The sequence below is a fragment of the Pseudoalteromonas sp. Of7M-16 genome (assembly GCF_022347805.1).
Lineage (GTDB): Bacteria > Pseudomonadota > Gammaproteobacteria > Enterobacterales > Alteromonadaceae > Pseudoalteromonas > Pseudoalteromonas luteoviolacea_F.
In genome coordinates this window covers 35,972-59,945 of record NZ_JAKRFY010000030.1, presented here as the reverse complement: position 1 = coordinate 59,945, position 23,974 = coordinate 35,972, and the positions used below count along the sequence as shown (strand labels likewise).

The 23,974-nt window shown below is 41.7% G+C and carries 18 protein-coding genes; 16 read left to right on the top strand and 2 right to left on the bottom strand.

Translation table 11 applies throughout. The annotated features are described in order from the left end of the window. Position 1 precedes the first annotated feature (1 nt). From MHN81_RS23515 to MHN81_RS23440, 16 genes are all read left to right on the top strand, one after another. Positions 2-793, top strand: coding sequence for a hypothetical protein (locus tag MHN81_RS23515; protein ID WP_239426887.1), 792 nt, complete (start codon positions 2-4; stop codon positions 791-793). Between the two features lie 144 nt (positions 794-937). Next, positions 938-5,185 carry a hypothetical protein gene (locus tag MHN81_RS23510; protein WP_239426886.1) on the top strand — a complete coding sequence of 1,416 codons (4,248 nt, stop codon included), beginning with the start codon at positions 938-940 and terminating at the stop codon, positions 5,183-5,185. After that, positions 5,178-5,522, top strand: a complete 345-nt coding sequence (locus tag MHN81_RS23505; RefSeq protein WP_239426885.1) for a hypothetical protein — start codon at positions 5,178-5,180, stop codon at positions 5,520-5,522. Before MHN81_RS23510 ends, MHN81_RS23505 begins: the two co-directional genes overlap by 8 nt. After that, positions 5,519-6,916 carry a hypothetical protein gene (locus MHN81_RS23500; RefSeq protein WP_239426884.1) on the top strand — a complete coding sequence of 466 codons (1,398 nt, stop codon included), beginning with the start codon at positions 5,519-5,521 and terminating at the stop codon, positions 6,914-6,916. The genes MHN81_RS23505 and MHN81_RS23500 overlap by 4 nt, the downstream gene beginning before the upstream one ends. 3 nt (positions 6,917-6,919) lie before the next feature. Further along, on the top strand, positions 6,920-8,155 hold the full coding sequence (locus tag MHN81_RS23495; RefSeq protein WP_239426883.1) for a hypothetical protein: 1,236 nt from the start codon (positions 6,920-6,922) through the stop codon (positions 8,153-8,155). A gap of 35 nt (positions 8,156-8,190) precedes the next feature. Beyond that, a complete protein-coding gene (locus MHN81_RS23490) occupies positions 8,191-8,598 on the top strand; it encodes a hypothetical protein (protein ID WP_239426882.1) in 408 nt (135 codons plus the stop codon). 3 nt (positions 8,599-8,601) lie between these two features. Next, positions 8,602-11,421: a hypothetical protein gene (locus MHN81_RS23485; RefSeq protein ID WP_239426881.1), complete on the top strand. Its 2,820-nt coding sequence runs from the start codon at positions 8,602-8,604 to the stop codon at positions 11,419-11,421. 13 nt (positions 11,422-11,434) lie between these two features. Further along, complete coding sequence (locus tag MHN81_RS23480; protein WP_239426880.1) at positions 11,435-14,209, top strand: hypothetical protein; 2,775 nt, start codon at positions 11,435-11,437, stop codon at positions 14,207-14,209. Position 14,210: 1 nt separating this feature from the next. Further along, a complete protein-coding gene (locus MHN81_RS23475) occupies positions 14,211-14,846 on the top strand; it encodes a hypothetical protein (RefSeq protein WP_239426879.1) in 636 nt (211 codons plus the stop codon). A 13-nt stretch (positions 14,847-14,859) separates the two neighbouring features. After that, the gene (locus tag MHN81_RS23470; protein WP_239426878.1) at positions 14,860-15,180 is read left to right on the top strand and encodes a hypothetical protein; all 321 of its coding nucleotides are present in this window, start codon (positions 14,860-14,862) and stop codon (positions 15,178-15,180) included. A gap of 100 nt (positions 15,181-15,280) precedes the next feature. Continuing rightward, positions 15,281-15,583, top strand: a complete 303-nt coding sequence (locus MHN81_RS23465) for a phage holin family protein (RefSeq protein WP_239426877.1) — start codon at positions 15,281-15,283, stop codon at positions 15,581-15,583. Further along, on the top strand, positions 15,583-16,044 hold the full coding sequence (locus tag MHN81_RS23460; protein ID WP_239426876.1) for a hypothetical protein: 462 nt from the start codon (positions 15,583-15,585) through the stop codon (positions 16,042-16,044). The genes MHN81_RS23465 and MHN81_RS23460 overlap by 1 nt, the downstream gene beginning before the upstream one ends. Further along, the gene (locus tag MHN81_RS23455) at positions 16,037-16,630 is read left to right on the top strand and encodes a hypothetical protein (protein WP_239426875.1); all 594 of its coding nucleotides are present in this window, start codon (positions 16,037-16,039) and stop codon (positions 16,628-16,630) included. The genes MHN81_RS23460 and MHN81_RS23455 overlap by 8 nt, the downstream gene beginning before the upstream one ends. A gap of 3 nt (positions 16,631-16,633) precedes the next feature. Further along, positions 16,634-21,589, top strand: coding sequence for a hypothetical protein (locus tag MHN81_RS23450; RefSeq protein WP_239426874.1), 4,956 nt, complete (start codon positions 16,634-16,636; stop codon positions 21,587-21,589). 1 nt (position 21,590) lies between these two features. Continuing rightward, a complete protein-coding gene (locus MHN81_RS23445; RefSeq protein WP_239426873.1) occupies positions 21,591-22,418 on the top strand; it encodes a hypothetical protein in 828 nt (275 codons plus the stop codon). 85 nt (positions 22,419-22,503) lie between these two features. Further along, a complete protein-coding gene (locus MHN81_RS23440) occupies positions 22,504-22,644 on the top strand; it encodes a hypothetical protein (protein WP_239426872.1) in 141 nt (46 codons plus the stop codon). Between the two features lie 281 nt (positions 22,645-22,925). Here the strand turns inward: MHN81_RS23440 and MHN81_RS23435 are convergent, their stop codons facing one another. Together MHN81_RS23435 and MHN81_RS23430 are read right to left on the bottom strand one after the other, a co-directional pair. Further along, positions 22,926-23,165, bottom strand: a complete 240-nt coding sequence (locus MHN81_RS23435) for a hypothetical protein (protein WP_239426871.1) — start codon at positions 23,163-23,165, stop codon at positions 22,926-22,928. Between the two features lie 362 nt (positions 23,166-23,527). Next, positions 23,528-23,899 carry a S24 family peptidase gene (locus tag MHN81_RS23430; RefSeq protein WP_239426870.1) on the bottom strand — a complete coding sequence of 124 codons (372 nt, stop codon included), beginning with the start codon at positions 23,897-23,899 and terminating at the stop codon, positions 23,528-23,530. Positions 23,900-23,974: the final 75 nt, after the last annotated feature.

Sequence of the window (23,974 nt, the reverse complement as noted above, 5' to 3'; positions counted from 1 at the left end):
AATGCTGAAGATTGCACCGTTTAATCATGCAAGCTCAAACAAACTTAGAACCATTTTTAGAAAACCTGTCGTTGCTGATGTGCTTAATGTGGCGGGTGCGCCCGAAGACTTAGAAGAATCAGTGTTAACAGGTTACTTGAATGCGTTGATTGTCGAAACAAACGCACCAACTGACACAAAACAGTGGACCAATGAAGATCGCAAGCTTGCGTTATGGTGGATATTCATCCACATCAATAAAGATTCTGATATTTCACTAAACTACCAGTGCAAGCATTGCGGTAATGTGCATATTGTTGATTATGAGCTGATGGAACTTGAGCAAGGCGCTAGGTTGTTAGATGCATTACCGGAATATGCTGAAAAATTTTTGTTTGATGGTGCTAAGCTCAACGTTTCATTTAAGCCACTGCTGGGTGCAGACATGGAAGCGCTGGCAGAGTTTAGAATGGACTATCTAGACGCAAAGCATTCACCGCAAGCAACTGATGTTGATATTGCCAAAGCAAAAGCCACGCTTCACCTGCAAACCATGGCAAGACATATCACCATGGAAGATAAAAGCACAGAAGAGATCTATGCATTAATTCAGGCTATGGAAACGCAGGAATATGCCAAGCTGACAATCGCTATTAATGGCTATAAAGAGCAGATAAGACACGGTTTATTAACTGAGGTCCGTGATGGTCGCGCACTACTTGTCTCAACACCGCTTCAGTGTGAAGAAAAGGAGGATTTAAGCACTCGTTTGCTGATTGACTTTCGGGTGTACGACTACATGCCACCGATTTAAACACGGCTCTTTACAGCGATTAATCTTAAACTTAACAGTTCACCATACACAGCCATACGATAGCGTCCTGAATATGGACCTACAAATGGCAAAGATGATCAATGATGAGCTGGTGGAAAAACACAAAAACTTGTCAGGTAAGTCATGAGCGAAGAATTTGAAAGCGACATCATTTTAGTAGAAGCGCAGGCGGTTAACGCTGAAACGGCTGTAATTGACTCAATCAGTGATACTGAAGTGTTGAGCTTTGCTGATTTGCTCAGTGCTATTGAGAATCTATCTAACATCAATGAAGCGGCCTTAAATAGACTCTTTACCGCTTTAAATGGCCTGCAAGTAGATAACCGTTTTACTCAACTAGAACAATTTGAACGCAGTGATTTAGTTCAGGCCATAGCAGATCGCATTGTTTACCGTGAAAGTAACACCACCAGCACATCAAGCAATGATGTAGCACTTAAAGAGCGCCTTGCTATCTACAAAGCGGTGAAAAGTGAAAAAGGCTTATCTCAGTCTGAAAGCATTACCAATAAGCGCACAGAGCAAAGCAACTCACTGACACTTCATCAAGTAAACGATATTCAAAATGCGACCAGCTCTATCAGTGGTCAAAGTGTATTTAGCTCTATTCTAAACAGAGACAAGCAAAGCGATAGTGAGCAGCTTGAAAATAACCATTTAGATAAATCCTCAACGGTTGAGGAATTTGGTTATCGCAGTAAAGAGAACCAGCAAACAGCGCACTATCAGCGTGATAACGCGCACTCTGACAATGAGCATGTAAGTGATGTTTCTCAGGCGCAATCAACGCACAGCGCAGAAACCAACTTTAGCCAAGTTGAGAGCGCAGACGGCACAAAAGAGACTGAAAATAACACTCAAAACAGTAGTACGTTTAATAGATCACGTTTTTACCAAGACAATCATCCTAACAAAAATGTTAAACAGCATAACTCTGATATACACCTAAATACGCAAAAAGATGTCTATATTGCTTATAAAGGCGCATTAAACAGCACCTACCAGCGCGAAAACAACGCTATATCAGACAGCAACAAAGCAGAATTTTACCAACTAATTAGCGCTGAAAAGGCAATAATTGCGCGACTCGAAGCCATTAATAACACGGCTTTGCACACTGAAAGCCGCAATAATACCTTTACTCACACTACCGCTGGTGGTGAGTCTGTTTCTCTGTCATCAGAAAAGCGCGAGCAACTGAGAGAAACAAACAATACACATGCACAGGCTGAAAGTGACACTAACAATGTTTCAAAGTCTGAATTTCATCAAGTAACCAACAATACGAGCGAGACAGCCAGCGCGACCTCTAGCGAAAACGCACAGAGCACCAGTACACAGGCGCGAGAATCTATTCAATCGCATAAATCAGACGCTTTGCGCACTGAAAAACAAAGCGCAATAAGCACAAGTGAACGTGATAATTCAGAAGCTGCACAAAACACCGCTTCTAACACAGTATTTAAAGAGGCTGAAAGTAGCACTGAAGCGGTAGAGCATGAAAAGCAAAGCGAAACCACCAGCAATGATAGTAATGCGTATAGCGAAGCTCAAAGAAGCGATAAGGCCACGTCAGAGCAATCGCAACACGTACAAAGCAAGCAATCAGAAACGCATACTAGCGCGTCAATTAGCCAGCAAAACAGTGATACTTTTGCCGCTGTAGAAAATGCAGAGCAGGTATCGAGCGCTGAAGTAATACAACAGCAGTTAAGCAGCCAGCAAAGCAGCTTAAACAACATTGAAAAAGCCACTAAGCGCCCTACTTCATCAGCTACAGCCGAAAAGACAAAAGCCAAAGCTAAGAAAAAGCAAAGCGATAACGGTTTATACAAAGATAGGCGCGGTAGAGTACGCAGAAAAGACGGCTCTTTTGCATCAAAGCAAGAGGCGAAAAGCTATCACCGCTCAGGCAAAACCAACTCGCCTACTTATGGCAATATGCTGCTTGCTTCAGCACCGATTATAAACCTTGCTAGTCGTGCTTTCTTAGGTCCGGCGCATGGTGCAATTGAAGAGCTTTATGAATTAAAGCAAGAGATACAACATGCCATGGTATCGCGTGGCATTCATAACAAAAAAGACGCTAAAAGCTATGTCAGTAAAAAACTCTCTGACAGTGCTAACAAGGTTAAAAAAACACAGGCGTTTATTGCCAAACATACACGTAACACACTTGAAAAAGTAAAGCGCTCTAGTGAAGAAAAGCACAGTATTAATAAGCGCCAAGATACACATGAGCAAAGCGCCGTATCAAACAGCGCTGTTAACCAAACTCAGGCAAAAAACGAAACAAACAACGTTGAAAATACAGTTTCAACGCGCACTGATAATGCATCTACTTCGTACACTGGCACTTCACAAGAGGCGATTAGTAACACTCAGAATAGCAATAGTGAAAGTCACATTAAAAGCAAGGTACTCAATCAAGAAAGTGACATCAGCCAGATTGAACAACATGATCAGACTCAGGCACAAAACAAAGTCAGCACACAGCAACACAGCGTAGAACGAGATAAGCGCGATAACGAGTCTGCCAGTGTGTCCGTTTCCATGGCTCAGCATGACAGTAAGAGCAGTGCGCAATCAGATGTGAGTGAGTCACTTGCTCGCACTGACAAGCAAACAAGTGTTAATCAATCATCCACTTTGGAAAACGCAAGCCAGAGCAGCGCAACCAGCCAGAATGCACAGATTGACATAAAAGCCATCGAATCGAGCGCATCTAGCACCGAGACAAAGCAAAGCAGTGTATCAAGCGATAAAGCAAGTCGCACACAGCAAGTCGGTGAAAGCTTTTTACAGGCCATTGATAGCTATGTCAGTAAACATACAGCAACGGCTAATTCCTCTGCATTCAATGCCTCTATGATGAAAGCAGGCATTAATGAGACAAGCATTAACCGCACTGCTAATGAGCGCGTATCTAATGCTGAAATCATTGAATCTCAGGAAATGAGCACCAGCGAACTCAAAGACGCGCAGAGCCTTAGCAGCCAAAATGAAATTGTTCAGCTTAAAAAGGTTGAGGATGCAGTTGAAAACATCAGCATTAATGTTGGTGGTTCGGCTGGTGGCGGTTTGCTTGATTCATTATTGGACCGTGATGGCGGTATGGACCGAAGCGAGCGCAATAGACGTAACAGGCGCAGACCAAGAAAAGGCTTTAAAGGCAAGCTCGCCTCTATTGCTGAAGTAGTCAGTGATCCACTCTCTTTACTTGATGGTCAAGATGGACCGGATAGAGATAGACCAACAAGACGAGGGCGCACCAGAGCGCCTAGCACAAGGCGTTTAGCTGGTGCGAGCAAGGGTATGGGCCGCTTTTTTGGTTTAGGTGGTGCTGGTGCTATGGGTGCATCAACGCTTGCCAGTGGTGCAAGTGTAGGTACTGGTATCTTGCGCATGGGTGCAATGGCTTCTAAGGCTATTCCTATCTTAGCGGCGGCTACTACCGCTTATGATGCGTATTCAGGTTTTACAGATGAAGGCAAGCAGCGTGAGGCGTTTGGCTTAACGAAAATGGATGAGCCGACACTAGGCCATAAAAGCGCGATGGCACTAGGTAGCGTATTAGATTTAGGCGGTTTAACGTCCGGTGCGGCTGGTTTACTTGGCTCGGGTCTTGAAATGATAGGCTTTGAAGGCGCAAAAGAGTCTCTAACCTTTGATTCTACGGATATTGCAAAATCGGTGTATGACAAAGTAAGTAACGTGTCATCACATAGCACAGGCATGATCAGCTCATTGTTTACTGGTGACTTCTCAAGCGCTGGTAATAACGCAATTGGCCTACTGTCTGAATTGCCATTTATGAGCGGTTTAAAATCGTTAGTGAGCAGCGACAGCGAAGTTAGTAATGCGCAATCTGATACTAAAACAGTGACATCGAGCGATAAAGTGAATAGCGCAAGCAATACACAAAAGCTTGATAGCAAAAATGCATCAGAACAAACATCAAAACTCAGTGAGCATACAGCCTCAACACGCACTGATTCAAACTCAGTGATTAATAATGACTCCACATCAAGCAAGAGCGCTTTAGCTGAAACAAGCTTTTCAGATATACAAACAGAGTTTGCCACCACCAGCGCAAAAGAATTTGATACGAAAAGCATTTCTGATATTCAAAAAGAAACAGCAACCAAAGCCACCAGCGCCAAACCGGAAGTGATCACAGTCTCAACACCACAAGACGAGCAGCTTAAAAAAGTCTTAACCAAGCTTGATAAAACACTGTCAAAGAGCAGCGAGAAAACGAGCAGCACAAACAATACAACAAACATCAATAACAACTTGTCCGTGGCTCAATCTAGCGGAATAAATACGAGCTTTAGTGATGCGAATATAGAGCGTTTTGCAAATGACTGAATTTAACGGCGTTGATTGGTTGCTGGCAGATAACGAGCAAGGACCAATCATTCATGAGAACTCTGACGAGGCTTTAAATCAACTGTCCGAATGGTTAAACACACCGGAGGGCGAGATTTACGGCAATCCGGCGTGGGGTAATCCGCTGAAGAAGTTTAAGCATGAAGATCTTGAAAACGAAGACATCATGATTTTGCTTGAAAATGCCGTTATCAGAAAGGCCATGTTGGACCTGCCACATTTGCGCATAAGCAACATCAGAACAACGTTAGTCGATATTGATAATTACTATTTGCAGATTTCAACGCCATGGGGCGAAGTAGAGAAAAAACTATGATTTCAGAGAATTTAAGAGCGCGATTAATTCAAAATACATGGTGGCAGAAGATCATCAATTCTCAGTTTGTTTCTGGTTTGGTCCTGCTGGTGGAAACAGTTGGTGAAAGGTACGCTCAGCGCTGTGAGCGAGCATTACAAGAAAGTAGTTTAAGTACAGCAACCAATCCTGCAACGATTCTAGCAATGGCTGAAGACAGAGGTTATGTAGGTCGTAGACGCTCGCCTTCATCTGGTCCGACTATGATCACCAACAAATCAGATTTATTTGCCAGTATTCCCGTAGGTTCAGCTTTGATTTCTGACCTTGGTGTACCTTATGTCACCTTAGAAGCTAGACCGCTCAATAAGGGCGCGACAGCCACAGTAAATATTGCACAGCTAGAATTGAGAGTATTTACCTATTATGTCGATAGAAGAAAGCCGTATTTCGAGGTAAAGCTACCACCAGCCATAGCTAAAAGATTGCACCGCGTTGATGTGTTCACCAAGTCGCAAGACTCAGGCGGCTATGTACCATGGCGCAAAACCTTTAAATTCCGAGAAAGTACGCCAACATCACGCGACTACACCGAGTTTTACAATTCGAATCATGAATTTGGTATTAGGTTTGGCAATGGTCAAGATGGCTATATGCCGCAGCTTAATGATGAGATTAAGTTAGAAGTTTGGTTGACTGAAGGTGATACAACGCTGTTAACAGGTAAAAAGCTTAAATTCATTGATGACCAACTTAATAGCCAGTGCGAGATCATCACCACAGACACAATTATAGGTGGTACAGAGGCGGCGGATATTGAAGAGATCCGCAGCGGTGCGTTATATGTGACTCAGTACAATGACGAAGTAGTATGGAAGGATGACTACACGCATGTACTGACGAGCAATATCGGTAATTTTGCTTTTTTGCGCGTTTGGGGTGAAAAAGAGCAAGAGAAAGAGGATGGCGCACCGAACTTACAGAATATGCGTACCGTGTTTATTTCTGCTTATAGCACTTCCCTGCCACCGGATAGACTCGCACCAAAAATTCTAGAGCTGGTGGATGCGTTGCCAAACATGAACCGTGAACACCGCTTTATCACACCAACGATTAACGCGATCACAGTCACACTGACAGGCTCAATGCCACGCACTCAAGAGATAAACGAGGCTATTTCGATAGTAAAAACTGAGCTGGGCCAGCGCTATGGGCTTGGTAATGCCAACGCGACTTCATCAGAGGATGGCGGCGATGAAATCAAAGAAAAAGACCTATGGACCTTAATTGATAACCTTGGCCTATTTACTGATTTTAAACTGGTTGTGAACGGCACAAACAGTGTTAGAAAGTTAGCCGAATACCGCTACTTAGACACAAGTAATAGCGTGTTTAATATTGGTTATGAGGATTGATGCATGGGCTGGTCAAAAAGCTTACTCTCTCAAAAGAAGCAAGACTCAGAGCGTTTTGCGCATTTAGCAGAGTCCATAGAAGGTGCATTTGAGGATCATTTAGGTGGTATAGTGCAAAAGCTAATCGCTAAGCGCTCTATCATGACAATGCAGCCTGAAGATGTCGCAGCTATGCAAAAAGAGCTAGGCGCTTTCTTTACGGTCTTAGATGTACCGGACGACCAAAAAGGTATTGCGCTGTCACAGCGACTTGATTACATCAACCTAAAGAGCACACAATGGCCTGTGCGCGACATGGTTAAGCGCAACTTCTCTGACATGGATATGGAATGGTCAGACATGTACGCCAACATGGATTTAGTGAACTATCCATACGGTACACGGCTTATTCCTAAATACGAGTATCAGCAGCTTAGCGAAGCGGATAAAGCAAACTGGTTCTTAACAAACCGTAGTCGCATGATCTTAAAGCTCAGAAAATACATGCCACCAGAGGATGAGCTTCAACATATTTACTCGACTATTGAAGAGCGAATAGTGCCGCTGATACCGATTGATATAGTTTTTGATGGCTTCTATACCAAAGCTGAGATTGTTATTAAGTTTGAGCTGCATATCTTCTCTCAGGTACTCGCGCCAATTCATGACCACTTCAGCAATCGTAGCAACCAAACCGTATCAAGTACGCACAATGAAACCTTGGTAAGTACCTTTGATATTGAATCGGACCGACACAGCACAGATCAACATACAAGCGAGCGTGTTACCTACAATGACAGAGAAAAGCCGTTATTTGGTGAGTTACCGCTAGGACATTGGCCTTTGAGCGCTCATTACTATTTCGATGAATACCGTCAAAACCATCCTGATAAATCCATTGGTTACAGTATTGGTGTGTATAGCGATTGGCGCGGCGTGAGTGCAAATGTAGCAGATCACGGCGGCTCTCACTCTATTAGCGGTGCTGGCTATATTTATCGTGCGTACCAGCTTCAGATTGGTAAACGATATTGCATTAGAACTACCAAACTCAGGTTAGGTAATTACGAAATGCTAATTTGCGAAGGTAATACGCCATCAAGCGTAAAAGCGCGTGTATTTGAAACCTCATCTATACCGAGTGATTACGGCTTAACATTCAAAGCAACGCAATCAATTATGTATGTGATTGTGCGCTCCTTCGATTCTTCCGAAAACTTTTTCAAAAATCCCCTAATCAATTCCTTAACCGAGCTTTAATCTCGCGCCATGATGCCTCAATAACCGGAGGAATCATGGCAATATTTCAAGCAATTCAAACGCAAAACTTTCATGAGAAGTTACAAAAGTATGCATTAGGCAAAGTGCCAGAGTGCCGTATTAAAGATGCGGTGATCGGTCATGGCTGGCTTAAAAATAACTTGCCGGATAAATCTCAAGTGCCAACCGTTCCGTTTACCAGTGTTCCAAACCAGTTTAAAACGCTTGGCGTTGTCATGGATTTTGTGAACGGCAAGCAAGTTTTTAAGATTGAAACAAGCGACTTTGCAGAAAATGAATCGCATGAATACAACATTGTTGTGATCAGAGATAACGACAACGAGGCCGCTTATGTACTCATCGGTCAAACCGCTTGGGTAAGCAAAGAAAGACCGCTCATTGTCGATGCAACCTTTGAGCTGCAAGTTGTGGTTTTGGGGTAAGGTATGAGTAACGTATCTATTACACCACCAACAGCGCAAGAACTTGCAAACATGCCATTGCTGGCACATGTCCAGCACTATGAGCCTAGACCTGATGTAGCGATTAACAGTCTTTTAAAAGGTCTATTTCCTAGCTGTGTAGTAAAAGGCTTTAAGATTGAGCCTAATAGCGGTTTAAGCATTAAGGTTAAGTCTGCTGGTGGCTTTGCATTGGTCCATACAAGCGGTGATGAGCTAATAAAAATCACCGGACAAAAAGATCTTGTTTTATCTGTGCCTGCTGGTACTCGGCACGTTTACCTAAAAGCCAATTTTAGCTATGGCACAATCACCAAGCAGGTGAATACTGGTAGCCATATTGAATCGGCTGAAATTCAATTAACAACGAGTTTAAGTGACTCATACGGTCTTTATCTTGGCACTGTGACTGTGCCTTCGGGTGCAGGCGCGGTGACTAATGGCATGATCGACACAAAAGATGTCAAAGAGATCAGCATTGAAGTCATTAACAAGCGCTTAGACAGCATTGAAGCAAATCAAATTAGCATTACGCAAGATTTGATGTCTCAAGCACTCACGCAAATGAAGGCGATTGAGCAGCAAGCGAAGCAAGAAAAAACCGCGTTTACTGCTGATTTTGAGCACAGAAAAGAAACCAGCGAGCAATACTTAGCGCTATCCAATCAATTGCAAGCAATCACTGAGGCCGCTGAAACAAATCACTTAGATATTGAGTCTCTGAAAAATGCACTTGATATTACGCTCAGTCTGTCACTTAAAAACAAAGGTGGCATTCATAAAAATGCAGGTGATATAAAGCTACTGCAATATCATGTGTCACGCCAGCTAAAAGCGCTTGGAGAGTTGCTAGACCAGCAAATTAAAGCCACTTCAGATGCATACAAGCAGGCTGATACAGAGTTAAAAAATCAGTTAACTAACACATTTCAAAATGCTGATACACAGCTACAGCAAAAGCTAGAAGAGCTGATCACCAACGAGATAAATGCGCTGAATGAAAGTTTAACCAATGCTGACACACAGCAAAGTCAAACGATTAATTCAACTATCTCAAGCTTGCGAACTCAGCTAACAACAGCTTACCAAAACGCTGATACCAGCTTAAAGAACCAGTTAGAAAGCGCCATTAACATCGCCATTCTTTCACTTGAAGAGGCGTTGACTGATAACTATATCGCCGCAGATGGCGCTTTAAATCAAAACCTAACAACCGCTTATCAGAATGCAGATAATGCCTTAAAAACGCTGCTGAGAAATGAATTCAAAGCGGCTGATACAGCAGTAACAAATGCTTATACTTCAGCGATTAACGGCGCTATTTACGCACTTGAAGAAAGTCTTACCAACGCATTCATTAACGCAGATGGCGAACAAACAACATCACTACAATCTGAAATTAATGCAGCTAAAAATAGCGCTTTATCAACGCTCAGAGGTGAGTTTGCAAGTGCAGATACCGCGTTAAAAACCACATTAGACAATGCGCGTATTCAAGCTATTAATACGCTACGCGCTGAGCTGGTGGCTGCTGATACAGCTTTAAAAAATGAACTAAACGGCAATATCAACACTGCTATTTATGCGCTAGAAGATGCGCTCAGAATTGACATTGATGCAAACAAGGCCAGTGCTGATCTCGGTATCAAAAACAACGCTGATGCAATCAGTGCATTAGCGCTGAATGAGACTAAGCAAAGCTTTACGCATTGTTTGGACCAACTAAGCGCCATTGCGCAAATTGCTCAAGTAGAAAAGCAGGCTTTTGAAAAGGCCAATCAGCACAAAGTAGAGTCAGAGCAAGCAAGCGAAACACTCAACCAACTTATTGAAGAAGTGCAAAGCGCTATTGAATCGCTTGAGCTTGCATCGAACAACCAACAAAGCACCAGTGACATATTGCTTGGCTTCACGCATCGTATTAACAGTGCGGTAAATAGCAATTTTAATCTGGTTACGAAGGAACTGCTAAAGCTTTTCAATGAAGATAAGCAAATCAACGACCTTATTTCACAACTTAGCGAAAGCACAGCCGCCAGCGTAAACGAATTAAACCAAAGCATAAATCAAACTAATGAGGCCGTAACGCAGCTCAGTAATAGCACTGGCGAAAGTATCAATGCGCTAGAAAATTCAGTTAGAGATTTGAACGAGTCTGTAAACGCATTGGCTGGCGATGTGACAGTTAATGAAATCGGTAGTTTGATTGAGGTTAAATCCAAAACAGCCTTCGGTAATTTAGGCGCTCAACCGCAACTCTTTGAATATGTCGGACCAAAGAAAACAAAGCAAGATGGTTCAATTGATTTTAATGCGCTAATGCCAGATGAAGCTTTGCGTTATGTGAACACTGAGTACATCACATTCTTGCGAGAAGTAGACTACGGCAGCATTAAGAAAGTAAGCCAAAGCACATCTAACGTTGTCGGTCTTGCTGCAACAGTGCAATCAAGCGTGTATTTCTCAGCCACAAAAGATATTGAAGTCTTTGTATCGCTCAATGCTAGCTGGAAAAAAACAGCAGAGCCTTACAGTAACGAGCTAATGAGTGTTGTTGTCTATCGCCAAATTAACGACCAGCCAGAAGCCGAATTTCACAGAGTCTCACTTACAACAGAAGTCACTCCTACATGGGATGGCGGCACTATCACAGAAGCCGATTACAAGTTAAGCGGCTCTATGAATTTGGATGACAATGTGGCTGCTAATTCACAGCACAAATACCGAGTAGCACTAGAAGCTAATTCCACATCAAACAACAACCAACAGACTCTAATCATAGCTGTTCAACCTGCTAATACTTAACATAGGATAAACTATGACTGACACAGAAGTTTTATCGCTCATTTCCGAGCAATTAAGAATCCCGAAAGAGCAGTTAACTGCTGCTGTTTCATTAATGCAAAGCTCTCAAGCTGAAGCGCAAGAGTTGCGTAAAAAACTACAGGATTTTGCAACGCTGAATGCTGACATCACCTTTAACACTCCTTCAGGCAGTGTGACCTTTCCATCACTTAAAAAGATGGATGCAGCAACCAAAGCGCAGCAAGACGCGGTGAATAGCTTCTTTACTGCTACTGCTGAGTATAACTATGTTGATAGTGCAGGTGTAACACGCAAAGTTAAGCCGTTAGCGCTAATGGCTAATGCAATTGGTCATCCTTACGCTATGAGCAAGGCGCAGTTTGAAGCTAACAGGCGGCAGAATCTTGAAAAGTATACTGCAAGTGGCCTTGTTCATTTTGGCAAACATTTAAATTCAGCTATCAAAATAGGCGAAGGTCTATGGCAAAGAGAGACGGAAGCTAACGTACTACGCCTAGGTGCTGGATATTTAAATGTAGGAACATCTAAAACAGACGAGCCTGTCATTGTATGCGCTGGCGTTGTAAGTCACATAACGCAAATATGCCATGAGGACACAGCTTTTAATGTTATTAAATTTCCACCAGCGGAAGATGGTACTCGAACAAACGACTGTGCAACTGGTGTGTCGGTAAAACACGCAACACCAGCCTTGGCATTTGCTGCTGAAAGTGAAACAAACAAGGTGGTTACAGATCGTGTTGACATGTGGGGTTTTGAAGTTTTCTTACGAGAGATAAACGAAAGCGATCCGTTTGTTTATGCTAAAGGCATGATCCAAAGTCGCGCAGATAGAATTAATGAAGTTTGGACTACTGATGACAATGTAAGGCCAATCAGTTACTTTGCGTGGTTTAAAGGTGATGAATCAAGCCGTGGCCGTGGCGTTAACCTACTTGCAGCCTCAGAAGAGCAGCGCAAAGCAATTTTGAGCGACCCTAAAAACAACATTCACTTTGATTATGAGTCCGGTAAATTCAGACAATGGTGCGTTAGAGGGCGCTCTTTTGCTGGCGCAGGCAATGGCGATTGGGAGCAGTTGGATGCAACAGCGAAAGGTGGAAGCCTTGATCGCTTTCTATCGTTTGGTTCGGCAGGGGCAACATCAAGTAATGGCGCTATTGTTCAAGCTCAAGGCCAATTTGATAGCTCTGAAAGTTTTGGTGGTTACAGCAATGGTTTCAGTGGCCCTGAAGCTGGTGTTTCTGTAAATGCAGGAGCTACATATCAAAATGGTTTGTGGCGAGCAGAAAGAACTACCTTCGGTGTTGGCGGACATTGTTATTTCTTAGTCTGCGGCACTGTAAATCGCCTAAATGCAGGCAGTTATCACCCGTCTAAAAATCCCGCAGGAGCAAGTGCTTTTTGGAAAAGCGGTGGGATTATAAATAAATGGAAAAAGAGAGCTGTGCCAGTTTCTTCTAAGTCTGAGTGTTTTGATTTTAGCGCTTCAGCAATAGAAGGTAAGGCTATATCTGGTGGTTATGCTGGTAAAATAGGTGGAGAATCAGGTCGTGATGATGGTCGCTTTTATGATGTAGTATACGAAGGAGGCCAAGGTGGTGTATGTTTAGATTCGAGATATAGCTCAAACAAAGTAACATTAGAAGATTTGCAATCAATTGATTTGAAGTGCAAATCCTCTAACCAAAGAGGTCTAGAAAACCTCAGAAAAACCGTTGTATTAAATGAGAATATAGCAGGCATAGATGGCGGTCATCTAATTGTACGCGTAGATGGTGAAAGCGCATTAAATAGACCGATGCGTACAAGTGATTGCGTTAGCGTCCACGCCCTCATTAATGGCTCTTGGATTAGCGCGGAGCAAACAATTGTAAACCCAGCCGACCAACGCTATGCGAGAAGTGTAAAACCTGCCGGAGTGAGCGATGTAATCCCTGCGACAACGCAATGCATTATTACATTTAATTTAAACATTTCCGTAGCAAGCAAATTAACACACCAAGATGTAGCTGGTCTTGCCTCTGAGATTGTTTTATGTGAAGACTTAAAGGATGGCTGGCTTGGGGGGTATATAAACAAAAGCCCTACTGGAGTAGCATCAGCATACAAATTAACAAGACCCACTAAGCAAGGCGCAATTCCATTTAGTATCTTCAGTGGTGGCTCTTGGTCGGAGTCTGTCAACAGTGCTGATTTAACGCGCAATGAACTAACCATGAATATACCTGAAAACGGTATTGCAATCGTCACCTACAGCACTGACGCAAAAGTAACAAAGCCTTTTAATGTAAAACCTGCTTTAAATGGTCCGGCAAGTATTGGTGATGTCTATATTACTAATGGTATAGCTAACGATAATTTTGGTCGCAATTTTATGTACTCTCTTTCAGGTGTTATAGGCACAGGGGAAGGGGGAGCTGTAAGATACAACGAAAATATACCATTAAAATCAATTTTCTTCTATTCCGGTTCGCCATTTAACGGTTTAGACCCTCAAGGCTTTGATACTAGAAACCCGAAGCACGAATTAATTAATGTGCCATTCGCAAATTCATCAGGATTAAAAGCACTAACTTATTTCTTTGAAGATAACAAAAAAGCTTATATTGGTTACATTTTTGCAGAGCTAAAGCATAACAACTCTGATTGGGGTGATGATGGTGAAATCCATCCAGTACACAATTTATCTTCAATGCAAGATGATAATTTAAATTATGTAATTTGCGGCGCAGCAGTGTGCGTTAATCCTGTAGGATGGTTGTAATATGAGTGTTAAAAACTTAAATTTGATATTCGATTTCATAGTGATAGATGAAAATTCACCAAAACTAAATAAACAAGGCTTGCCAATTTTAATTGACAGACCTCAAACCAGAGCGATTGAAGGTTTAATCGAAAGAGGGAAATTTTCGAGCATTAAGAAACACGCTGAGCAGCACGTTAAAGCTGCTCAGTGGGATTTTGCAAAGCAGTACGTTGATTACCTAAAAGAACTCGCTGAAGCTGAAGCTTACAACGCTGACTTACCGCTAGCAGGCTATGACGAAGAAGGCAATGAAATTAAAGCAGATCCAAAAGCTTTACCTGAAGCGCCAGTTAAGCCAGCAGATAAAACAATCAAAGACGTTTTAAAGCCTTTTGAGCATAAACTTAAAAAGCTAGCAGCATTTACCTTTAATGATGTTGATTGCTCTATCTGTGAAGCAGACCAGAACGGTATTGAAACCGTTCACGGGCGCTATAAGGAACTTATGGAGCAAGGCGTTGAATTTAAGCCTTTCCCGTTCTTCTTAGAAAATGGTAAGCATGTTGTCATTGCCACAGAACAAGAATGGCTAGATTTTCGTGAGCAATTTTGGCAAGCGCGTGAAGCGTATATGTACGCTAAAGCAGGCATGTAAGGAGTAAGTCACTATGAAGCGATATAATTATTTCATGCGCTTACTCATTGCCATTGACCAGTTTTTTAATGTATTGCTGTTTAATGGTTCAGAGGACCATACTATCAGTGGTCGCGCTGGTTACATGGCAGTTAAGACGCAAAAGTGGTATTGGATAGCACTGAGAAAATTTATTGATGCGCTATTCTTTTTCGACAAAAACCACTGCCATAATTCCGTTGAGTGGGACGAAGTAAGAAAATCCTCAACGGTTGAGGATTTAAAATCTCGAAGGTGGCATTGGTTCAGGTTAAGCCTCATGCTTGCTCTACTGACATATTTAATTTTTAATTAATTCATATCTTCCTAACAAAAGGCTCTAATGAGCCTTTTTTGCTTCTCCGCGCTTTAATCTAGCGCTACTTTGCAAACTCAATAAACGCGATGGACGAGGTATGCAAACAATCGACCTGTTCCTTGTGTTGGTTGTGGTTGCTGTCTCTTTGCTAGCTGGCACAGGCTCATACCTACAACAACGCAGGACTCAAAGACAAAAAAAAGCTGGTTGGCTGGTGGAATTAATCAGCGAATTAGTGACCGCTGTTATAGCTGGTTTAGCAGCGCTGTTTGTCGGTGATTGGCAAGGATTTCCAATGCCTCTTACTTGCTTGATAGCACTTATTGCCGCCAGTAATGGCGCGTATTTCATAGAGCTAGGCCGCAAGGCTTTAGCAAATAAAGTAAGCGAGAAAATATAATGTTAAATGAATGGCTAATCTATTGTGGTCTGTTACTGGTCCTATGGTGGACGGTAGACAGGTTTGTTATTTGTCGTGGCAAAATCAACTTAGTGAACTGTCACTTAAAAGACAAATCCGCTGGTTACTGGCGCTTTAATCTAACGTACAAATTGGCTGAACTGCCATTTTGGGGTTGCATTCAGTACAGGCTACGCGATGAGGCGCATCCTGAAACCGTGATAATCGGTAAGTGTAGAAATACAACACATTGCAAAGTAGGCGCTAATTCCGAGTATCTACATATCAAAGAAGCCCTAACGCAAACCAGTGATTCGCACAGGTGGGTGCTCGAAGTTGAAGCTACCAGCGTAGCCGGACATTTTAACCCGTTGTATAAGTTGTTTCCGGTCAAAACAAGGTTAATCACAACGCCTGTCTTTTTAGATCAAGTAACCAGTGAGGCAGGCGCACATGACTAAATTCATTCAATTCGCGTTTGATAATCCTAATGAGCGCGAATTTAAAAAGCTAATAGATGCATTTAAGCGAAACGGACAAGAACTTTCTGAGTTTTTTTCCAATAACCGCGTTGTGAAATTGGACCGACAGCGCACTAAAAATGTGATTTTGTATTTTGTGTCTGGTCAGTCAGTTACGCTCTCTATCAATGAAACAGGTGATTTATTCAAGGTAAAACTGAATAGTACCGTTATTCCGGTTAAAGAACGCAGCTCAGTAGCTAAACTTGCAAAAGAGCTTGCCAACAAGATTGAAGCCAATCAAAAACGTTTTGAAGCCTCACTTGCTCGCAAAGCCGCTAGAGCAATCAAAGACACATCAACAAAGCGCGCTGTGCGCAAAACCACAACGCAACGCATGAATGAAGCAAAAGCCGCTCATGCAGCCGCAAATAACAGTTTAAACGCAATGCAGACAGAGCTTAAAGAGGTCACAGAAAAAGCCGCCAGAGCTGAAAATAATGTGACTGAAGAGCGAAACCTTATCAATGCAGCTAAAGCAGAAAAAGAACAACTGCTAACACAACTAGACGCGATGGATGAATAAAATATGAGTGAGCACTTTAGTAGTTTAAATTCAATCAAAATCATTGATGTACTTTATCGCAAGCCAAACATTCTAAGTGATGAAGCGCTGGCACAAGAGCAACAGTGCGGTTTAATGTTTGAGAGCATAGAGCTGCAAGACATTTACGATGACCTGTTATCTGATGGTGATACACCGGATGAAATGATGCTTGAAGCCATAACAGCAGTAAAATCGCGTTTAGAGCATAAAATGAAAGCCTTTAACCGCAAATTTATCTCTGCATTAAATGGCACAAACATAGCAGCGCTAGAGCCTGAAATCGGCAAAACACGCAAGGTATCAGGCTTAGCCATTTTAGCGGTTAAAATTCCGACCTCAGACGGTCAATCTATCTCAATTATTTTTCATTCACCGGACAATAAACCAGAGCAAATTACCGAGCGTGATACACTGGTCGCATTTAGATTCTTGTTAAATAGCCGTGATGTAACGCACGTTGTTGCGCCTGCTGGTGGTCGTGAAGTTTCATTGGCACAAGTGACTATGGCACTATCAAACTTACTTGAACGTAACAGCGCTAAGTTTGTTGCTCGCCAAGCAGAAAGCCAGCAAAACAAAGAAGAGTTACAAGCACTTCAGGACTCCACCAGCCAAATCGAAACGAAAAAAACTGAGATTGCTCAGCAAGTCGAAGAGGCACTCAGTAACATTGAAGACAAGAAATCACTTGCAGCAAAATTAAAAGCGCAGCGCGTTAAGCTAGAAGACGGTAATAAGCAATTAAAAACGCAAATTGCCAACAAAGCAAAAGCAAAAGAAAAGCGCCAAAAGCTCGACTCAGCCATAGCGCAATTCACCCTACCCGCTTATGACAAAGGCAATATTAAATTTGCTATTTTGGAGTTGGCAAATCAGGTTGATAACGCTGAAATCGAAGCACTACAAAAAGCCTCTAGCAACATTCTAGATAAAGTAGATAACCAAAAGTACACCCTATTGCATGAACTGCTATCTGATGCAGTTACTATGACAGATAAACAAGCATTTAAAGCGCAATTGGTTAAGTGCCTAGAAAGCCTTTCTGATATAGATTCGGTTAAACCACCTGTCATGCTCAATGAAGGTGACAGCATTAACGTTAATGGTGAAGTTGGTCTTGTTGTAGATGAGCTTAAACAAGATGGCGCAACAGTCACTATCAATGATAAGCAAAAGCAGCTTAGCAACGACCAGTTAAAACGTGCAGGCTATATTAATCCGATTGCACCAAAGCCAGCCGTTGAAAACTACATCAGCGATTCTATTTTAGAGCTGGTCCGAAATAATTCACTGGCAGACTTTCAGATACACGCCAAGCAGCATCTAGCGATGAATGGTCAAGAAGCTGAAGACACCTATTTTGCAGCCAGAAAAGAGCTAGAAAAACGCCACCAAGAAGAAGTAGACGCGCAACCAACTAGCAAGCTAATGCAAATCACATTAGACAAGGTTAAAGCCGCTGGTATTGATGCTGAGTTACATAAAACCATGTCTCACGCCTCAATCAACATTCAAACTGTATACGGTAAAATCTCTATTTATCAGTTTGAGCAAAAAGATGGTTATGATCTAGAGGCGCGTGATGAAGCAACCGCTACTGCAATGAATGACTACTTTGCAGTGCAATTTGTAAAAGCTGAAGGCGATAGCTTTGATGATGTTGCTATTACTGAGTTTGTTCAAGATGTAGCTAATCGCATCAACAACCTAAAACCTAGCCTAGTAAAGCTTGAAAATGCGCCTGCTTACGGCTCTAAGTCTGATGCAAAGGAAAGCCGTGGTGATCTAGTTAAGGTCATGCGCAAAGACATACAAGACGCTAAGAAGCGCGGCGATATTCCTAAAAAAGTAAATGCGACACTGAAAAAGTCTAATGGAGTAACCATTTCTATCGGTGGCACTTTACGCGCTATACCAGATAACATGCAGCTTTATTCTGATAGCTATTTGCAAGCTATGATGAATGACAAGCAGCCTGAGTTAACAGGTGGTCGTGATAAGAACTATCAAGGTCAATATTCACCGGATGCAACCGCACTTTTACAGTACCTAGATAAGCTCATTAATGCTTATCATTGGGATAAAAGCGATAGCATGAGTGATTATTTTCATAGTGCCTTTTATTTCTATGGCTTTGATGTTTCTAGCGAGCTAGCTAAAGAGCGTTTAGACATTGAACTTGAGCTATACAAAGAAAAGCAAAAAGCGGATTTAACGGCGCTAAGCGGCGCTTTGCAAGGTAACGTTTCTAACGATGACTCTGAACATGATGAAATCGCAGAGCTGTTTGGTTTAGATAAAACGCTTATTCCTGAACTTATCAATATTCACCATGTTAAAAATGGCAATATAAATCAGTTTGCTAAGTTTGACCGTTTAGTCGAAACAGTTAATTTTGAAAAAGCTAAAGCCTACTTAGAAAAAAGAGAAGGCAAAGAGCTAAAAACATTCACTGTAAACATGCTGATCAACAAAACGCTAGAAGACTACATTATCAACTACAAACCTAAAGCTGATAATGCTGATGTCAATTCAAGCATTACAGGCAGCAAGTTTGATGCAAGTGCCAGTTTTGGCGATGTAGTAAAGGCGATTCGAGCAGAAATCACCAAAGATATTAAATCTGCTAATGGCCCTCTTGCTGGCGCTCGCATTGGCGTAAACAAAACCAAGTCTACGCATAAAGATGCAGTGAGCATTAAAGTTAATCAGCTATCCGGTGAAAACGACTTTAACACTGTGAAAACTGAATTAGAGCGCATTGCTCAGCAATATAACAAAACAGACAACGCTAACTCAGTCGATGATTCGGCCTCTTCAGTATTTTTAATTAATGTTATTGATAACACGCCTGCTATTTCAAAAGACTTTACTGATGAAGAGTTGCAAACGCCTAGTGTGTACGCACAAATCATGAAGAGCCAAGAATTGCAGGAGTGGTATCAAGATCCACTAGATAGCTTTTTCCAGCGTAGAATAATAGCTGTTAGAAATGAATTAAGAGCGCGTGATTGGCAAGGTGAGCAATACAAGACACTTGCTAAAGCTGGCTTTACCTTAGACACCAAATTTAAACAGGTCGGTGCTGGTGCTAACGTTGTTGGTATTGATTACAGCATCAAAGACGCCGATAACAACACGGTAAACGGCTCAGAAATCAGCGATGACATGAGCAAAACACCGATAGAGATTGCCGCTGAATTAGATAATTTTGTGAAATCCTCAACCGTTGAGGATTTGCATTGGTACGGTTTAAGAGCGCGTCCATTAATGATTGGTGCGCAACCAAAGAAAGCAGCTTCACTTGTGCTTGATACTGCACAGGCCAAAGCTAAGTTTGGTGATTCTAATAATGTTCGCCATGGTGCGGTGGCCTATGATGAACCACTATCAGAGCAAGAAATTAGCAACTTTGAGCTGGTGGACCTTGCCAAAGTAAATGATAAATCTATCTCAGTAGAAGAAGTTGCGGAGTGGATTTATGAGGCGCAAGGCGAAGATACTATTCGCTCTTGGGTAATGGAGCAAGAAAGCCAGCTTAAAGAGTCATTTGTACGAATGACTGAATTAAAATGGCATCCAGCAGTGCAAAACCGTGATAACGACAAAGCCAGCTATGATGCTATTCAGAAATACACGGTAGATAAAGCGCTTCAAGAAGAAGTGATAGACGAGTTAAAAGTTATGCTTTCTGAGAATGGTCAATCTACACCAAAAGCAGCAGACCAAGACTATCAATTCTCAGGCGCTCAAAAAGACGCTATCGGCAAGTTGATACTCATTGACACTGTTATCAGTGAAATTGGCAAACTCAATGCAGATGGCAATAACGAAGAGTTAAACGATCTATTGGTTACATACCAAGATAACCTATCTACTAATCAAGCTATTAAAGCAAAAGAAGATGTTGATAAGTTAATGGCTGAAACTGGCTCTAAAGACCTTTTTGAACTGGCTCAGAAAGCCCTTACAGAAGAAGAGTATTTAAACCGATTAGAGCGAGCTAAAGAAGTAATAGGCAACGCAACAAGTGAAGATAAGCTGGCAAGAGAGTTCTCTAACTTTGTAAATGACTTCCTGAAAATAAAACGTGTACCTTCAGGCTATCTGAATAAAAACCAAATTCGCATAGCTCATGCAATAGAAAATAAAGACTACTTTGTAATGAGCGAGTATGTAGCCGCTAGAAATCGAGCATCAGTGGCGTATGTAGCTAAGAAAGCAGGTTTTGATAAAGTACCTACAACCAATGCAGGTATAGATAAAATGCTAAGAGAATACACAGGCATTAGTGATAGCGAGATTGCAGAGCAAAGGAAAAAAGAAGCTGATTTGTTCAGAGCTGAGCAAGAGGCTATGACACAAAAGGAAAAAGATGAAAAAATAGCTGAACTCATTGATGGTGTTTCTGAGTCACAAGCAAAATTCCTATTAAGCCTATCACCTATGAAAGCTGGTAAAGCAAAGAATACTCTTGCTAAGCAGTATAAATATTCAAAGTACGGAGTAAAAACTAGAGGTGAGTTTATCGAGCTTAGAGCTGCTGAAAAATCGGAAGGTTGGAAAGTCGAGCATGAGCAAGGCTTTAAAAAAGAGACTTGGTTAGCAAATGCAGATGGAGTGTTTACCGTGATCACAAAGACTGAAGCTGAGTTTTTTGAGTTCCTAAGTGCAAATGAAGCGGCTGAAGGCTCTAACGATAATCAAGGCCAGCTAGACTTTGATAATATTCAAGATAACTTTAATTCAGGCAAATCTAGCACAAGCAAGCTAGACGCTCTAAAAGAAGCTTTAGAGACAGAAAGTGACACTGATAAAGTAATGGAGTTGCTAAAAGAAGCCAAAGAAGAAGCGGAGCAAAACGACACCATGGCAGAGCATGAAGCTGCATTGGATGATGCGTTAATGCAAATCTTTGCAAAGGTGGAGGCGCTTTAATATGGCTTTAGACTTCAATACAAAGATGAAACTATTGCAAGAAGGTGCTCAAATCAAAAAAGATTTGAGTGCCACTAGCGATTTAAGCAAAAAGATTAAGCTGGTGGAGCGCTTTTCATTCATCAGAAAGCGCATTAGAGGCTTAATTGACGATAACGGTAACAATATCACTGAAGCGGCGAATACAGCCGCTACAGGTGACAACGGCACACCTGAACCAACTGAAAAGCAAAAGCTAGCTGGTAACTACAAAAAAGGTGACATCACCATTGCGGGTATAGATATTCGTATCGAGAATCCAAAAGGCTCAACTCGCAGCGGAAAATCTAAAGATGGTAAAGAGTGGTCCATCACCATGAAACATCATTATGGTGACTTCAAAGGCTCGCATGGTGCAGATGGTGATCCGATTGATGTATTTGTTGGTGACAGTACCGAGTTTGATTCGGTATATATCATTGACCAAGTTGGAAAGGACGGCTCTTTTGATGAGCACAAAGTTATGTTTGGCTTTGATAGCCTAGCCGAAGCCAGAAAAGCATACCTTTCTAATTATGATGCTGGTTGGGATGGTTTAGGTGACATCACCACTATGAAACTAGAGCCATTTAAGAAGTGGCTAAAATCAACTCAAACTAAACCAGCCGGACAGTTACCGCAACTTGCTAATAACTTTTTAGATGACTACCGTTCAGGTCGATTGTTTAATCTTGGTCCTGTGCCATTTAGTGAGCTTATTTTACAGGCTGAGCAAGAAGGCATGGATTTAGACGAAAACAAAGAGATAGTGACACGCTATATTAAACACCACCAGCAACAAGCGGCCTAAGTACAAGGCGGAGTATTCCGCCTTACCTAGACAACATCAATTCAGAGCTTTATAGTTTTCAGCCAAGCAACGCAAAGGACTAAACATGAAGCTCAGCACCTCTCTATTACCTCTTGCATTTCTATGCACTTCAGCCATAGCTACAACTGGCGCAGGCACAAAACCAACGCTAGACGATAAAGTATGGAAGGAACAGGATTACGTTGAATACCATTGCAGAGGCTAGATTGAGCACACGCTACCGGATAGAGCGCGCATTGATTGCCTGAACACCGCTTATGCTATTGAGTATGATTGGAGCAAGAAATGGGCTGAAGCCATTGGACAGTCTCTTTATTATGCGTCAATGACCAACAGAAAAGCAGGCATAGTATTAATAGTGAATGATCGCACAAAAAGCCGCTACCTGAAGCGAATTAAGAAAACCATTGAAGCAAACAGATTAAATATCACCGTTTGGACCGTAAATAAAGGCGACAAGAAGCCGCCATTTAGGTTCTACCCTGATTAATCCCTTTTCTCAGCTAATTCAATCTTTTTTAATTCAATAGATAGCCTTTTCTCTTCAATAGAGAGGTTTGTATCTTTGATTTTAAGTTTCTCAAGTTTCACTCTCAAGCGGAGCAAGTAGAAGGCGATAATTGGAGTTAGCATTGCAGTAATAGCGATAAGCAGCGGTAAAAAGTTAGCAAGCAGCGTAATAATAAGTGTGATGAAAGCGCACAAAGACGCTAGGATTGTAGCCATTCGGCCTCCTATTATAAATGTAATTATATGCTGAATGGCACAGGGTCAAACATTGACAATTTGAAGCTGATGAATATAATCGGAGGTGTCTAATCTGCGAATATGTTCATCATATTTGTTCAAGTTGCCGATTGAGTCCTAGTGCTCATTCGGTGATTTACTCTATTAAAAGTCAGTTTTTATATTCTTAATTTATTTATCTTCTCTCTAAAAATTCCTCATTTCGTTTAGTTTATAATTCCATTATATCACGATTCCCCATTAGCGCAAACCAAGTGAAATTGCAAGTTACATTTAGTAATTTGTATTGTGTTTAATAGTTCATTTAGTTATATGGGCATTGCAAGGAGGTGATTATTGGTTTAGCGTAGTTTTGAGCGAATACCGGACCTAGATCTAAATACTCTCACTGAACTGGTTACAACACCTTCAAAGCTAAATACATCACACTCGTTAATATAAACTGGTTTATAGCTAGGATTGGCAGATACAAGCATTCTGTTTTCTATATCCAATATCTTACAGACAAACTCGCCATTCAGATTTGCCACAATAACGTCTTGGTCCTTTGGTTCGACTCCACGGTCTACCACAAGTAGATCACCATCAAAAATGCCTAGCTCATTCATCGAGTCACCTGATACACGACCAAAGAAGATACTGTGTCGGTCCGGTGCAATTATCTGATCTAGCGTTAAAGTGCATTCTGAATAAGAAATACCATTTGAGTTCATTGGTAAAACCCTTAAAAACTGTATTTATATACAGTATAAACTTTAAAAATTACAGTTTCACCTTTCTTTGTATGT

Bases quoted from the DNA above. Each gene is read 5' to 3' on its own strand.
- MHN81_RS23450 (WP_239426874.1), top strand. From the start codon at position 16,634: ATGAGTGAGCACTTTAGTAGTTTAAATTCAATCAAAATCATTGATGTA.
- MHN81_RS23495 (WP_239426883.1), top strand. From the start codon at position 6,920: ATGGGCTGGTCAAAAAGCTTACTCTCTCAAAAGAAGCAAGACTCAGAG.
- MHN81_RS23505 (WP_239426885.1), top strand. From the start codon at position 5,178: ATGACTGAATTTAACGGCGTTGATTGGTTGCTGGCAGATAACGAGCAA.
- MHN81_RS23430 (WP_239426870.1), bottom strand. From the start codon at position 23,899: ATGAACTCAAATGGTATTTCTTATTCAGAATGCACTTTAACGCTAGAT.
- MHN81_RS23445 (WP_239426873.1), top strand. From the start codon at position 21,591: ATGGCTTTAGACTTCAATACAAAGATGAAACTATTGCAAGAAGGTGCT.
- MHN81_RS23465 (WP_239426877.1), top strand. From the start codon at position 15,281: ATGCAAACAATCGACCTGTTCCTTGTGTTGGTTGTGGTTGCTGTCTCT.
- MHN81_RS23500 (WP_239426884.1), top strand. From the start codon at position 5,519: ATGATTTCAGAGAATTTAAGAGCGCGATTAATTCAAAATACATGGTGG.
- MHN81_RS23455 (WP_239426875.1), top strand. From the start codon at position 16,037: ATGACTAAATTCATTCAATTCGCGTTTGATAATCCTAATGAGCGCGAA.
- MHN81_RS23460 (WP_239426876.1), top strand. From the start codon at position 15,583: ATGTTAAATGAATGGCTAATCTATTGTGGTCTGTTACTGGTCCTATGG.
- MHN81_RS23485 (WP_239426881.1), top strand. From the start codon at position 8,602: ATGAGTAACGTATCTATTACACCACCAACAGCGCAAGAACTTGCAAAC.
- MHN81_RS23490 (WP_239426882.1), top strand. From the start codon at position 8,191: ATGGCAATATTTCAAGCAATTCAAACGCAAAACTTTCATGAGAAGTTA.
- MHN81_RS23475 (WP_239426879.1), top strand. From the start codon at position 14,211: ATGAGTGTTAAAAACTTAAATTTGATATTCGATTTCATAGTGATAGAT.
- MHN81_RS23510 (WP_239426886.1), top strand. From the start codon at position 938: ATGAGCGAAGAATTTGAAAGCGACATCATTTTAGTAGAAGCGCAGGCG.
- MHN81_RS23435 (WP_239426871.1), bottom strand. From the start codon at position 23,165: ATGGCTACAATCCTAGCGTCTTTGTGCGCTTTCATCACACTTATTATT.
- MHN81_RS23470 (WP_239426878.1), top strand. From the start codon at position 14,860: ATGAAGCGATATAATTATTTCATGCGCTTACTCATTGCCATTGACCAG.
- MHN81_RS23515 (WP_239426887.1), top strand. From the start codon at position 2: ATGCTGAAGATTGCACCGTTTAATCATGCAAGCTCAAACAAACTTAGA.
- MHN81_RS23480 (WP_239426880.1), top strand. From the start codon at position 11,435: ATGACTGACACAGAAGTTTTATCGCTCATTTCCGAGCAATTAAGAATC.
- MHN81_RS23440 (WP_239426872.1), top strand. From the start codon at position 22,504: ATGAAGCTCAGCACCTCTCTATTACCTCTTGCATTTCTATGCACTTCA.